Origin of the sequence: Streptomyces sp. NBC_00775, assembly GCF_036347135.1 — a bacterium.
GTDB classification, from domain to species: Bacteria; Actinomycetota; Actinomycetes; order Streptomycetales; family Streptomycetaceae; genus Streptomyces; species Streptomyces lutosisoli.
In genome coordinates this window covers 5,689,959-5,703,118 of record NZ_CP108938.1, presented here as the reverse complement: position 1 = coordinate 5,703,118, position 13,160 = coordinate 5,689,959, and the positions used below count along the sequence as shown (strand labels likewise).

Annotated in this window: 11 protein-coding genes, 1 tRNA gene and 1 riboswitch; of the genes, 6 read left to right on the top strand and 6 right to left on the bottom strand. The window is 71.2% G+C overall.

Features of this window, described 5'->3' with window-relative positions; genetic code table 11:
* Positions 1-423 precede the first annotated feature (423 nt).
* From OIC96_RS25415 to OIC96_RS25400, 4 genes are all read left to right on the top strand, one after another.
* Complete coding sequence (locus tag OIC96_RS25415; protein WP_330305638.1) at positions 424-1,848, top strand: MFS transporter; 1,425 nt, start codon at positions 424-426, stop codon at positions 1,846-1,848.
* A gap of 174 nt (positions 1,849-2,022) precedes the next feature.
* Complete coding sequence (gene lhgO / locus OIC96_RS25410; RefSeq protein WP_406501774.1) at positions 2,023-3,264, top strand: L-2-hydroxyglutarate oxidase; 1,242 nt, start codon at positions 2,023-2,025, stop codon at positions 3,262-3,264.
* Positions 3,265-3,547: 283 nt separating this feature from the next.
* Positions 3,548-4,393, top strand: a complete 846-nt coding sequence (trmB, locus tag OIC96_RS25405; protein WP_330305639.1) for a tRNA (guanosine(46)-N7)-methyltransferase TrmB — start codon at positions 3,548-3,550, stop codon at positions 4,391-4,393.
* Positions 4,394-4,456: 63 nt separating this feature from the next.
* Positions 4,457-5,794, top strand: a complete 1,338-nt coding sequence (locus OIC96_RS25400) for a PrsW family intramembrane metalloprotease (RefSeq protein ID WP_330305640.1) — start codon at positions 4,457-4,459, stop codon at positions 5,792-5,794.
* A gap of 198 nt (positions 5,795-5,992) precedes the next feature.
* Here OIC96_RS25400 and OIC96_RS25395 read toward each other — a convergent pair whose 3' ends face one another.
* The 5 genes from OIC96_RS25395 to OIC96_RS25375 all read right to left on the bottom strand — a co-directional run bounded on the left by OIC96_RS25395 (position 5,993) and on the right by OIC96_RS25375 (position 11,428).
* Positions 5,993-6,937, bottom strand: a complete 945-nt coding sequence (locus OIC96_RS25395) for an aldo/keto reductase (RefSeq protein WP_330305641.1) — start codon at positions 6,935-6,937, stop codon at positions 5,993-5,995.
* A 213-nt stretch (positions 6,938-7,150) separates the two neighbouring features.
* Positions 7,151-8,191 carry a M23 family metallopeptidase gene (locus OIC96_RS25390; protein ID WP_330305642.1) on the bottom strand — a complete coding sequence of 347 codons (1,041 nt, stop codon included), beginning with the start codon at positions 8,189-8,191 and terminating at the stop codon, positions 7,151-7,153.
* 11 nt (positions 8,192-8,202) lie between these two features.
* Positions 8,203-8,360, bottom strand: a riboswitch (cyclic di-AMP (ydaO/yuaA leader).
* 233 nt (positions 8,361-8,593) lie between these two features.
* On the bottom strand, positions 8,594-9,805 hold the full coding sequence (locus OIC96_RS25385; protein ID WP_406501777.1) for a PP2C family protein-serine/threonine phosphatase: 1,212 nt from the start codon (positions 9,803-9,805) through the stop codon (positions 8,594-8,596).
* Between the two features lie 126 nt (positions 9,806-9,931).
* Positions 9,932-10,005: transfer RNA gene (locus OIC96_RS25380), tRNA-Met, on the bottom strand.
* Between the two features lie 286 nt (positions 10,006-10,291).
* Positions 10,292-11,428, bottom strand: coding sequence for a dihydrofolate reductase family protein (locus OIC96_RS25375; protein ID WP_330305643.1), 1,137 nt, complete (start codon positions 11,426-11,428; stop codon positions 10,292-10,294).
* A 72-nt stretch (positions 11,429-11,500) separates the two neighbouring features.
* On the opposite strand from OIC96_RS25375, the gene OIC96_RS25370 reads away from it, so the two are divergent.
* Together OIC96_RS25370 and OIC96_RS25365 are read left to right on the top strand one after the other, a co-directional pair.
* A complete protein-coding gene (locus tag OIC96_RS25370) occupies positions 11,501-12,004 on the top strand; it encodes a MarR family winged helix-turn-helix transcriptional regulator (RefSeq protein WP_330305644.1) in 504 nt (167 codons plus the stop codon).
* A 163-nt stretch (positions 12,005-12,167) separates the two neighbouring features.
* The gene (locus OIC96_RS25365) at positions 12,168-12,794 is read left to right on the top strand and encodes a GTP cyclohydrolase II (RefSeq protein WP_330305645.1); all 627 of its coding nucleotides are present in this window, start codon (positions 12,168-12,170) and stop codon (positions 12,792-12,794) included.
* On the opposite strand, the gene OIC96_RS25360 is transcribed toward OIC96_RS25365, so the two are convergent.
* Positions 12,781-13,143, bottom strand: coding sequence for a hypothetical protein (locus tag OIC96_RS25360; RefSeq protein ID WP_330305646.1), 363 nt, complete (start codon positions 13,141-13,143; stop codon positions 12,781-12,783). The two genes, OIC96_RS25365 and OIC96_RS25360, sit on opposite strands and share 14 nt — an antisense overlap.
* Between the last annotated feature and the right edge of the window lie 17 nt (positions 13,144-13,160).

Genomic DNA, 13,160 nt, shown 5'->3' with positions numbered 1-13,160 from the left:
CGAGGGCCACCGTCGATTTTCGGCCAAATCGGCTACGGGCGGACAGGAGCGCACACGCTCCGTACAGGCCTTGCGCACCGCTCCGGCAACGCACAGTCCGGGAGGCGGAGTTCGCCTCCCGGACCGGTCCGCCGCCCGCGGGGATGTAAGCGGCGGTGTCCCCCAGCCCACTGGATCCAGTACAGCGGGCCGACCCACGCACGTTCCATGGAAGCGCTCCCCCGATGGCCGGAGAAGAGCGCACGGACGGGCGCACGGCCACACAGCGGGAGCACGCCGCAACCGTCCGTACTGTCGTACGGACCACAATCCCGCCATCCGGAACCAGGCCTCTTAACGCTTGGGATTGGGCGAACTACGCTGGGTTTACGAATGCCGCGTGGTTATGCCAGCGCGGCAGCCGTCTGTGTCGAGGGGTGGCGCATGTCCAGGGAGCAACGCGGGCCGAACGAAAAACTCGGCGCCGTTCTCGCCCTCGCGGGAATCAGCAACGCAGGACTCGCACGACGCGTCAACGACCTTGGCGCTCAACGCGGGTTGACTCTTCGCTACGACAAGACGTCGGTGGCGCGCTGGGTGTCGAAGGGAATGGTGCCGCAAGGTGCGGCGCCGCACCTCATCGCGGCCGCCATCGGCCAGAAGCTCGGCCGCCCGGTGCCGCTCCACGAGATCGGCCTGGCGGACGCGGATCCCGCACCCGAGGTGGGCCTCGCCTTCCCCCGTGACGTCGGACAGGCGGTGCGGTCGGCGACAGACCTGTACCGCCTCGACCTGGCCGGGCGCCGGGCCGGCGGCGGCGGCATCTGGCAGTCGCTCGCCGGGTCATTCGCAGTGAGCGCATACGCAACTCCCGCTTCACGGTGGCTGATAACCCCGGCCGACAGCTCGGTGGCGCGCGAGGTGAGCCCCGGTGAGGGCTCCGGAGCACCGCTGAAAGTCGGCCACAGCGATGTACAGAAGCTCCGCGAGGCAGCCGAGGACGCCAGGCGCTGGGACTCCAAGTACGGAGGCGGCGACTGGCGTTCATCCATGGTGCCCGAGTGCCTGAGGGTGGAGGCGGCGCCCCTGCTGCTCGGCTCCTACTCGGACGAGGTGGGCAGAGCCCTCTTCGGAGCCAGTGCCGAGCTCACCCGCCTCGCCGGGTGGATGGCGTTCGACACCGGCCAGCAGGAGGCCGCCCAGCGCTACTACATCCAGGCGCTGCGCCTCGCCCGAGCGGCCGCCGACGTGCCCCTGGGGGGCTACGTACTCGCGTCCATGTCCCTCCAGGCGACGTACCGGGGCTTCGGCGACGAGGGCGTCGACCTCGCCCAGGCCGCTCTGGAACGCAACCGAGGACTGGCGACAGCCCGCACCATGAGCTTCTACCGCCTGGTCGAGGCACGCGCGCACGCGCGCGCCGGTGACGCCCAGGCGGCCGGCGCCGCCCTGAAGGCCGCCGAGGGCTGGCTGGAGCGGGCCCGGGACGGCGACAACGACCCGTCCTGGCTCGGCTTCTACTCGTACGACCGTTTCGCCGCCGACGCGGCCGAGTGCTACCGCGACCTGAAGGCGCCACGCCAGGTGCGCCGCTTCACCGAGCAGGCGCTGTCGAAGCCGACGGAGGAGTTCGTACGCTCCCACGGGCTGCGACTCGTGGTGTCGGCGGTCGCCGAGCTGGAGTCGGGCAACCTCGACGCGGCGTGCGCGCAGGGCGTACGGGCGGTGGAGGTCGCGGGGCGCATCTCCTCCGCGCGCACCACCGAGTACGTGAAGGATCTCCTGCACCGGCTGGAGCCGTACGGCGACGAACCGCGCGTGGCCGAACTGCGGGAGCGCGCACGGCCGCTGCTCATGGCCCCCGCGTAGGCGCTCCGCTTGGGGCAGGATCCCTCGCGTCTGCCGGGTTCCTGTGGGTTCGGGGCCGCGGGTGGTCTGTGGCTGGTCGCGCCCACGCGGCGGAGCCGCATGATGTCAGCGCCCCGCGCCCCTTTCGGGGCTCGGCCCGCCTCCCCCGGGTTTGAGGGCATTGTCAGTGGCGCAGTGCACTATCGAAGCCGGGAGGTGGTGCAGGTGCGGCCGGGGATCGCTTACGACTGTGACGTGCTGGTGATCGGTGGCGGGATCGTCGGTCTGTCGACGGCGTATGCCATCACGCGCGCGGCGCCGGGCACCCGGGTCACGGTGCTGGAGAAGGAGCGGGGGCCCGCCCGGCACCAGACGGGGCGCAACAGCGGGGTGATCCACAGCGGGATCTACTACCGCCCGGACTCCCTGAAGGCGCGGTACGCGGTGCGGGGCGCCGCCGAGATGGTCAAGTTCTGCGCGGAGTACGGCATCGCGCACGCCGTCACCGGCAAGCTGATCGTCGCCACGGACAAGGCGGAGCTGCCCCGGCTGCACGGCCTGGTCCAGCGCGGCCGGGAGAACGGCATTCCGGTACGGGAACTGGGCCCGGCCCAGATAGCGGAGTACGAGCCGGAGGTACGCGGGCTCGCCGCCATCCACGTCGGCACCACGGGGATCTGCGACTACGTCGCGGTGGCCCGGCAGCTCGCCGAGTCCTCCGGGGCCGAGATCCGGTACGGGACGGCTGTCGTCCGCGTCGACCAGCGCCCCGGCGTCGGCGCCGCCGTCCGTACGGCCGACGGGGCGGTCGTCCGCGCGCGCGTGCTGGTCAATTGCGCGGGGCTGCACTGCGACGAGATCGCCCGGCTCGCCGGGGACGACCCCGGCATGCGGATCGTGCCCTTCCGCGGCGAGTACTACACGCTGGCGCGGCCCGAGCTGGTGCACGGACTGGTCTATCCCGTGCCCGACCCGGCCTTCCCCTTCCTCGGAGTGCACCTCACCCGGGGCATCGACGGACACGTCCACATCGGGCCGAACGCGGTGCCCGCGCTCGCCCGGGAGGGGTACGGGTGGGGTGTCGTCCGGCCCCGGGAGCTGGGCGCGACCCTGGCCTGGCCCGGTTCCTGGCGGATAGCCCGGCGGCACTGGCGGTACGGGGCCGGGGAGCTGCGGCGTTCACTGTCGAAGCCGGCATTCACCGATGCGGTGCGGCGGTTGCTGCCCGCGGTGACTCCGGACGACCTTGTCCCCGCCCCTGCCGGGGTGCGGGCCCAGGCCGTCCTGCGCGACGGGACCCTGGTGGACGACTTCCTGATCCGGGAGGGCCCCCGGACCGTGCACGTACTGAACGCTCCCTCCCCTGCGGCTACGGCTTCGCTGCCGATCGGGAGAGAGGTCGCACGGAGGGCACTGGCTACGTTGGCGGCGGCGTGAGGGGTTGTTCTCGCCCCCGCCGCCCCTACCCGTCCCATCCCTGGGGGCTGCGCCCCCAGACCCCCCTAAAAGATTGCGCAGTTCCCCGCGCCCCTTTTAGGGGCGCGGGGAACTGCGCAATCTTTTGCACCAGCCCCCACCCACCCGCACCCGACACACAACCCACGGGGCCGAAGGGGCGGAGCCCCTGGGGATGGGACGGGTAGGGGCGGCGGGGGCGAGAAACCCTTGGGGCCTGCACCCCCCGTCCCACCCCTCCCCGCCCCGTAAAATCGACCCCACTGTGTCTGACTCCCTTAACTCCCCCGAAGAGCCCGCACCGGCCACCACCGAAGGCTCCCCGCACCACGCCCGCGCCAAGGGCGAGCCCCGTTTCCCGGACGGGCCGAAGGCCGACCCCGCGGGGTCGCACTTCGATCGGCGGATCCGGAGTTTCCAGCCGCGGCGGAGCCGGGTGACGGCCGGGCAGGCGGATGCGTTGCAGCGGCTGTGGCCCAAGTGGGGTCTGGACATCGACGGGCAGCGGACGATCGATCTCGCGGAACTGTTCGGGTCCGACCTCCCCGTCGTGCTGGAGATCGGCTTCGGCATGGGCGAGGCCACCGCGCAGATGGCGGCCGAGGACCCGGAGACCGGAATCCTCGCGGTGGACGTGCACACCCCGGGGCAGGGCAACCTGCTGAATCTCGCCGACCGGAACGGACTGTCCAACATCCGGGTCGGCAACGGCGACGCGATCATCCTGCTCACGAAGATGCTCCCGCCGGAGTCCCTGAACGGTCTGCGCGTGTACTTCCCCGACCCCTGGCCCAAGAAGCGGCACCACAAGCGGCGGCTGATCCAGCCGGAGTTCCTCAGCCTCGTCGCGACCCGCCTCAGACCGGGCGCCCTCGTGCACTGCGCGACCGACTGGGAGCCGTACGCCGAACAGATGCTCGAAGTGCTGAGTGCGCACCCGGACTTCGAGAACACCCAGCCCGACGGCGGTTACGCGCCACGTCCCGAGTTCCGGCCGCTGACCCGTTTCGAGGGCCAGGGACTGGACAAGGGTCATGTGGTGAACGACCTCCTGTTCCGGCGCGTACAGCACCTCGTACACCACCAGGACCAGCAGTCCAGCGGCGTCTGAAGCCCCGCGCACGGCACCAGGCACCGTCGCGGGCTGCGCCCCTGTCTCGTTAGGGTCAATGCCGTGGCCACCTGTCCCCCGTACTCGACGCACCCCAGCGGTCCCGCCGGCGGTGCGCTGCGGCACGCGCGCTGGTGGCAGCGGAAGCCGGTGCGCTACGGCGCGCTGATAGCGCTGCTCGCGATATCGGGGCTCGTGATCCTGGCCCTCGTCCGCGAACAGACCGGCACCGAGGGCTTTCTGGTGGGCCTCGGCCTCGCCGTGTTCCCCGTGCCGCTGCTCGTCGCCGCCTTCCGGTGGCTGGACCGGGTCGAGCCCGGGCCCTGGCGGAACCTGCTCTTCGCCTTCGCCTGGGGCGCCTGCGCGGCCGCGCTGATAGCGATCGTCGCCAACAGCTTCGCGACCAGATGGATAGCGACGGCGACCGCCGACCCGTCCAGCGCCGACACCCTCGGCGCGACCGTCATAGCGCCGATCGTCGAGGAGTCCGCGAAGGCCGCCGCCGTGCTGCTGGTCTTCCTCTTCCGCAGACGGGACTTCACCGGCATCGTCGACGGTGTCGTCATAGCCGGGGTCACCGCCACCGGCTTCGCGTTCACCGAGAACATCCTCTACCTCGGCACCGCCTTCGGCACCGACCAGCTCAGCGGCGAGCGCGGGCTCGCGTCCGTGACCGCCGCGACCTTCTTCGTCCGCGTGGTGATGTCGCCCTTCGCGCACCCGCTGTTCACCGTGCTGACCGGCATCGGCTTCGGCATCGCGGCCATGTCCGCCGAACGCCGGCATCTGCGCCGCGTACTGCTGCCGCTGGGCGGGCTGCTGCTCGCCATGGGCATGCACTCCGCCTGGAACAGCTCGTCGAGCTTCGGGGAGTACGGGTTCTTCGCGGTGTACGCCGCGTTCATGGTGCCCGCGTTCGGGCTGCTGACCTGGCTGGCCATCTGGTCACGGCAGCGGGAGCTGCGCACCGTGCGCGCGGAACTGCCCGCGTATGCCCTCGCCGGGTGGCTGACCGCGCCGGAGCCGTACGTACTGGGGTCGATGCGGGCGCGGCGGCTCGCCCGTGAGTGGGCGGGACATCACTTCGGGAAGGCCGCGGGGCGCTCGGTCGCGGAGTACGAGGCGTACGCGACCTCGTTGGCGTTTCTCCGTCATCGGGGGCGCCGGGGGCGTGCGGGGGCCGACTTCGTCGTACGGGAGCGCGAGTTGCTGGACGAGCTGTGGCGCCGCCGGGACATCGCCCGGCCGGCCCTGGCGTACGCGGCCCGGGCGACGGCTCCGGTGGTCCCGGTGCCCCCGCCGTGGCCCGTACACGGCTACGCGTACACCTACGGCCAGCCCTACACCCAGCCCTACGGACCTGCGACCCCGTATCCCGCGTACAACCCCTACCGCTCGTAGGGTTCTCGCCCCCGCCGCCCCTGCCCGTCCCATCCCCCAGGGGCTGCGCCCCTTCGACGCCGGGGGTTGTGTTTCGTCTGCGGGCCGGTGGGGGTTACTCGCGCAGTTCCCCGCGCCCCTAAAAGGGGCGCGGGGAACTGCGCAATCTTTTAAGCGGGGGTCTGGGGGCGCAGCCCCCAGGGATGGAAAAGCCGGGGGTTACGCCGAGGCCTCCGTCAGCTTCCCGAGGTCGCCGTCCGTCAGGACCAGGTCCGCCACCCCCAGCAGCGCCGGCAGCTGCTCCACCGTCCGAGCCGAAGCGATCGGCGCCGCGACCGTCGGCTGAGCGGCCAGCCACGCCAGGGCGACCGTGGCCACCGGGACCTCGTGGGCCTGGGCGACCTCGTCGAGGGCTGTCAGGACCCGGACACCACGCTCGGAGTCGAGGTGACGGCCCGCGCCCGCGGAGCGAGGCGAGTCGACCGTCGCGCCCGGGCGGTACTTGCCGGTGAGGAAGCCGGAGGCGAGCGCGAAGTACGGGACGGCGGCGAGGCCGGTGCGGGAGGCGACCTCCTGGAGCGGGCCCTCGTAGGTGTCGCGCGAGACGAGGTTGTAGTGCGGCTGGAGGGCGACGTACCGCGCGAGGCCCTCGCGGTCGGAGAACTCCACGGACTCCTGGAGCCGCTCGGGCGAGATGTTGGAGGCGGCGATGTGGCGCACCTTGCCGGCCTTCACGAGTTCGTCGAGCGCACCGATGATCTCCTCGACCGGCACCTCCGGCTGGTCGAAGTGCGTGTAGTAGAGGTCGATGTGGTCGGTGTCCAGGCGGCGCAGGGACGCCTCGGCCGCGGCCTTGATGTTGGCGCCGGACAGCCCCGGGAACTCGGGGTGCTGGCTGACCTTGGTGGCGACCACGACGTCGGAGCGGTTCCCGCGCGCCTTGAGCCACTTGCCGATGATGGTCTCGGACTCGCCGCCCTTGTTGCCCTCGGCCCACGACGAGTACGAGTCGGCGGTGTCCACGAAGTTGCCGCCGGCGGCCGCGTACGCGTCGAGCACGGCGAAGGACTGCGCCTCGTCGGCGGTCCAGCCGAAGACGTTGCCGCCGAGAGAGAGCGGGAAGACCTCGAGGTCGGACGAGCCAAGCTTGCGGAGAGAAGTCATGATCAGCTTCAACGCCCGCACCGGATGGCTGTATTCCGCACAGACCGGATCGGACCGGACCGGCAGCCCTGACGTCGGGGGGTTGTCGTCAGGACCGCCGGGAATCAGGAGAGAACTACGCCGGCCTCAGGTGGTGGAGAAGCCGATCTCAGGTGTTGGAGAAGCCGGCCTCAGTGGTGGCGAAGCCGGTCTCAGGGTCCGGAGAAGCCGATCTCAGGGGTTGAGGCCCTTGCTGCGCAGCCACGCCATCGGGTCGACCGCGGTGGCGGCGCCGTTGAGGTGGACCTCCAGGTGCAGGTGCGGCCCGGTGACATTGCCCGTCGCGCCCACGCGCCCGATGACGTCACCCGTGGCGACCTTCTGCCCCACGCTGACGCTGATCGACGACTGGTGGCAGAACCACAGCTCCGTACCGTCGTCGAGGGTGAGGATCGTGCGGTAGCCGTACGCGCCCGCCCAGCCCGCCTCGGTGACGGTGCCGCTGTGGATCGCCTTGATCAGCGTGCCGGTGGGCGCGGCGAAGTCGAGGCCGGTGTGGTAGCCGGAGGACCACATGGAGCCGGCGTCGCCGAAGCGCCCGGTCAGCGTGTACGAGGAGGTGGGCAGCGAGTAGCTCTTGGCGAGCTCGGCGAGACGCTTGGCCTCGGCGGCCTGCTTGGCTTCCTCGTCCGCCTTCTTCTTGGCGGCGGCGGCCTTGGCCTCGGCGTCGTCCTGCTGCTTGGCGGCGAGCGCGACGGCCTGCTTCGCGGCGGCGGCCTCGGCGGCCTGCTGGGCCGCGCTGTCGACCTGGTCCTGCTGCGACTCGGCCTGCTGGATGATGCGGGCGCGCAGCGCCTCACCCGCGTCGGTGCTGCCCTGCGCGGTGTCGGCGCTGGTCAGGCCGGCGCTGGTGAGCGGGGTGGAAGAGCCCTTGGGCGTAGCGGAATCGCCGTCGGATATCAGGGCCTTGGCCGAGTCGGTGACCGACGACAGGTCGGGCAGCGAGATCGACACCGGCGGCTTGCCGGGCGCCGCGGTGGCCATGCCACCCGCGCCCACGGCGGCTATGACGCCGACGCCGAGAACCGTGGAGCTGCGGGCGAGTCCCCCACCGCGCTGCTTGCTGACGCGGTGCCGGCCGCGAACGGGACGGACGGAATCCTCAGTGGGGTTCCACTCCTCCCAAGGCCCCTCGTCGTTGCCGTAGGCGTAGCCGAAGGGCTGTGTGTCGTTCGGCGCGAACGAGGTTGGCTGGGCAGGCCGGTTGGACGCCACGTGGGCGCACTCCTTTCCTTCCTTCTCGCCTACCGGGTTAGCTGACGGGTTCGGAGCAGGAAGGTCTCCTACGCGCGTATACCTGTCGTGTTCCCACGACGGAATACGCTCGATTCACCCCAAGTTGGTGGTTCCCCGGTTCCCTTGCGGGATTCGGCGCGTGCGCACGGAGCCATCTCTTGTGACGGCTGGGACGACCGCGCTGCGTTATCGAACGTTAATAGACCCGGGTACCGGATTCCAAGCTGTTCGGACTGATCGTTAACGCTTTTGGCCAGGACTTTGGGGTCACCACCGGCGTAAACCGGGCGAGTTGGCCACGTTCCATAAACGTCGATTCAGTTGACGGTGTGTCAGTTGTTATGCGGAGGGGCACTGCCCGATCACCCCTCGTGACAACGATCAAGAAAGCCCCTCGGCCGCCTCCCCCGGACGCCGTACGGCGAGCAGCGCCATGTCGTCCGTCAGGGCGCCGCCCGTGTGCCGGCGGACCTCCTCGGCGAGGGCGGTCAGCAGGGCGTCGGGCCCGGGGAAGGCGCGGCCGACGAGACGCGGGGCGGGATCGTAGAACTCCCCGCGCTTGTCGCGGGACTCGGACAGGCCATCGGTGTGGAGGAGCAGCGTGGCTCCCCTCGGGAATACGGCCGCCGTCGCCCGGTCGGGCCAGGTGCCCAACTCGCCCATGCCGAGCGGCAGCGCGGGATCCTCGGCGGCGAGCGCGACGAGCGTGCCGTCCGCGTGCAGGAGCAGCGGCGGGGGATGGCCGCGGTTGACGATCCGTACGACGTCCGCGTCGTGCGGGATCTCCGCGAGTACGGCCGTCGTGAACCCCTCGAAGACGTCCAGGCCGTCCCGCCGGGTCCCCTCGCGGGCCAGCGCCCGCTCAAGACGGCAGGCGACCGCCTCCAGCGTCGCCTCCTGCTCGGCCGCCTCCCGGAACGCCCCGATCACCACCGCTACGGCGGCCACCGCGCCCATCCCCTTCCCGCGTACGTCGCCCACCACCAGCCGTACGCCGTGCGGGGAGTCCTGCACCGCGTACAGGTCGCCGCCGATGAACGCGTCCGCCTGCGCCGCCTCGTACCGCGCCGCGACCTCCAGGCCGCCGATCCGCTCCTCGGGCTCCGGCAGCACCGCGCGCTGCACGGACTCGGCGATCTCCCGGACCGAGGCGAGCCGTTCGTCGCTGCGGCGGACGAGGATGTTGATGAGCACGGCCAGGACGGCGGCCGTGGCCACGGTGGCCGCTTCGGTGACCGAGTCGACGTTCAGGACGATGTCGAGCTTGAGGTGGACCGCGAGGACGGCGGCGAGGGTGAGGATGCCGGTGAGGACGGTGCCCAGCAGTGAGTACAGAGGCGCGGCCACGAGGGGGGCGGCGGTGAAGAGGGGGGCCGCGGTGAAGTCCGACGGGGTGACGTAGTCGTAGACGGCTCCGACGGCGATGAGCAGTGCGGGGAGTGTCCGGACGAAGGCCCGTGCGTACGAGATCCTGCGGCGGGACGGGTCCGTCGGGACGGGGGTGGCTCCCGGGACGGCATCGGATACGGGTACGGGTACGGGGCTGTCGGTCCGCTGGCCGTCCGCTTGCTGCCCCACTCGTTCAGGGTTCATGGAGTGGGGGGCGGGGGCGAGCGGTGTGGCCCGACCGGGGGATGTGGGACGCGGGACGCGGGACGCGGGTCCTCATACACCAAGGGCCGGAACTCGTGAATCCGAGTTCCGGCCCTTGGCCTTCAGTAGCGGGGACAGGATTTGAACCTGCGACCTCTGGGTTATGAGCCCAGCGAGCTACCGAGCTGCTCCACCCCGCGTCGTTGAAACCAGTGTACGCCATCCGCGGGACCCTCAGCACACACGTTTCCCAGCAGCGGTTTCTCGCCCCCGCCGCCCCTACCCGTCCCATCCCTGGGGGCTGCGCCCCCAGACCCCCCTAAAAGATTGCGCAGTTCCCCGCGCCCCTTTTAGGGGCGCGGGGAACTGCGCAATCTTTTGGCCCAGCCCCCACCCACCCGCACCCGACGCACAACCGAACGGGGTCGAAGGGGCAGAGCCCCTGGAGGATGGGACGGGTAGGGGCGGCGGGGGCGAGAAACGGGGCTAGCCCAAGAGGTGGCGGTTGGGGGCGGTCGCGCGTTGCTCGTACTCCGGGAGTACGACGACGTCGGCACCCTCGGCCGCCAGCAGCGCGTTACCGTCGGCGCCGGCAACGAACGTGTCGGGCTCGCGCCAGGCGGTGACAACCCGCCGTACCCCCGCGTCGAGAATCAGGCGGGCGCACGGCGCGGGCCGGGAAGCGCGGCGGGCGCAGGGCTCCAGGCTGCTGTACACCGTGGCGGAGCCGAGACGCGGGTCGGCGGGGTCGATCTTGGCGAGCGCCGCCTCCTCGGCGTGGACCACGGAATCGTCACCCTCACGGGAGTGGCCCCGGGCCAGCTCGGTCCCGTCCGCGGCCACGACCACCGCCCCCACACTGAACGCGGTCTCCGAGGGCGGACACAACTCCGCCAGCTCACACGCGAGCCCCAGCCACTGCCGGTCCGCGGCGGAGGCGAGCCCCCCGACACCGGGCGCCGTGGGAACGTACCGGATGAGGACGACGTCCCCGACGGGCCGTGTTTCCACCAGCCGCATCCGCCCGGGGGGATACGCCCCGGGCCCGAACAGCCGCGGCGCGTCCACGTCCCCCACGAACAGCGGTGCGACGGCGAGCTGCAGCTCGTCGGCGAGCCCCTCCCGCATCAGCTGGGTGTGCACCCGCCCGCCCCCTTCGACCATGAGGCGCCGTACACCTCGTACGTCATGAAGGTGTTCGAGGAGGACGCGCCAGTCGAGCTCGGGCCCGGTCGACACCACCTCGACGCCGAGGCCGTGCAGGAGACCGGAGGCCTTCCCCGCGCCCTCGTCCGTCGTATAGACGACCTTCTCGCCGCCCGTGTGCCAGAACTGCGCCGCCGGGTCGAGGTCGCCGGACCCGCTGACGGTGACCTTCAGCGGGTACTCGGGCCGCCCGGAGGCGATCCGCGCCGCGCGCCGCTCGGCCGAGTTGACCAGCAGCCGCGGATTGTCCGAGCGGAGCGTGCCCGCGCCGACCAGGATCGCGTCGCTGGACGCCCGTACCTCGTCGACCCGGTCGAAGTCGGCGGCGCCCGAGAGCAGCAGCCGCTCGGGGCCGGTGTCGTCCAGGAAGCCGTCGAGGGAGACGGCGGCGGACAACAGGACGTAGGGGTGGGGCATGGGACGCACCCTCCAGCTCCGAGCTCTCGGCTCCTAGTGGTTCAACTTTTAAACAGTACCTAGACTGGCGGCATGACGACCCGCTGGCTCTCGCCCGCCGAACAACGCGCCTGGCGCTCGTTCATCGCCGCCTCCTCGCTCCTGGAGGACACGATCGACCGGCAGCTCCAGGCGGAGACCGGCATGCCGCACCTTTACTACTCCATCCTGGCCATGCTCTCCGAGGCACCGGACCGGCGGCTGCGGATGACCGACCTCGCCGAGACCCTGAAGATCACCCGCAGCCGGCTGACGTACGGCGTGACCCGGCTGGCGAACGACGGCCTGGTACGCCGGGAGGGCTGCCCCAGCGACAAGCGCGGCCAGGTCGCGGTGCTCACGGACGAGGGCATGGCCGTCCTGGAGCGGGCGGCGCCCGGCCATGTGGAGCAGGTCCGGGCGGCGCTCTTCGACCATCTGACCCCGGAGCAGGTCGGACAGCTGGAGGAGATCTCCGCGAGCATCACGCGGGGCATCCAGGGCGAGAATCCCGGGGCCTGCGGGGAAGATCTGCCGTGGCGGCGACGTTCCTCCTGAGGCCGGCGTCACGAGCCGTGCGACACGGGATCGACCAAAAAGCGTTGCTTGAACTTTAAAGCACCGTGTACTGTCTCTCCCCGAGGTAGTGCTTCAAATCTGAAGCACTACCCCACACCCAGCACCACACCTGGCACCACACCCGCTGGACCGGAGAGACAACATGCGCGATTTCCCCACCGCCACGGTGCGCACCCGCGTCACTGTGCCCCTGCGTTTCGGCGACGGCTACTCGGTCGACGCGGACCTCGTCACCTTCCACGGCCTGGCCGACGAGAAGGAACACCTCGCCGTCGTCCTCGGCAAGCCCGCCGCGAACCCGCTGGTGCGACTGCACTCCGAGTGCCTGACCGGCGATGTCTTCGGCTCGGCCCGCTGCGACTGCGGCCCGCAGCTGCGCGAGGCGGTGGAGCAGATCGCGGAGCGGGGCGGCGTACTGCTGTACCTCCGCCAGGAGGGCCGCGGCATCGGCCTCTACAACAAGCTCGACGCGTACGCCCTCCAGGACCAGGGCCTCGACACCTACGCCGCCAACGCCGCCCTCGGCCTGCCCGAGGACGGCCGCGACTACACGGCCGCCGCGCAGATGCTCCAGGCCCTCGGCATCGACTCCCTGGACCTGCTCTCCAACAACCCCGACAAGGCCGACCAGCTGCGCGACCTCGGCATCACGGTCTCCCACCGCGTCCCGACGGGCGTCTTCACCACGGCCCACAACGTCCGCTACCTGCGCGCCAAGGTCCTCCAGACCCAGCACACCCTGCCCCTGCCGGAGCTCACGGCGGGCTGACACCCTCCTCACCGGCCATCCGCCGAAGCCGCCTGGCCTCCGCCACCAGCCGGGGCACGGCGTCCCTCGCCATCGCGATGAACGCCGCGTTCTCGTCCCAGCGTTCGTCCGCGCAGTCGACGTAACGCGGCTGCTGCACCAGCGTCGCCGCGACGATCTCACCGTGGTCGAACGCCGGCCACCGCTCACCCCGCCCGGTGTCCTCGACCGTGCTGACCGCCACGAGATTCATGGCGTGGTCGTCGTCCAGGCTCCGCACGAACCACGGTCCGGGCGTGGCCGCCGCGCACAGCTCGTCGATCGCGTCGAGGTCGAACCCGTCATCCGCCATGTCCGCCATGTCCGCCATCCCGTGCCCCCATTGAC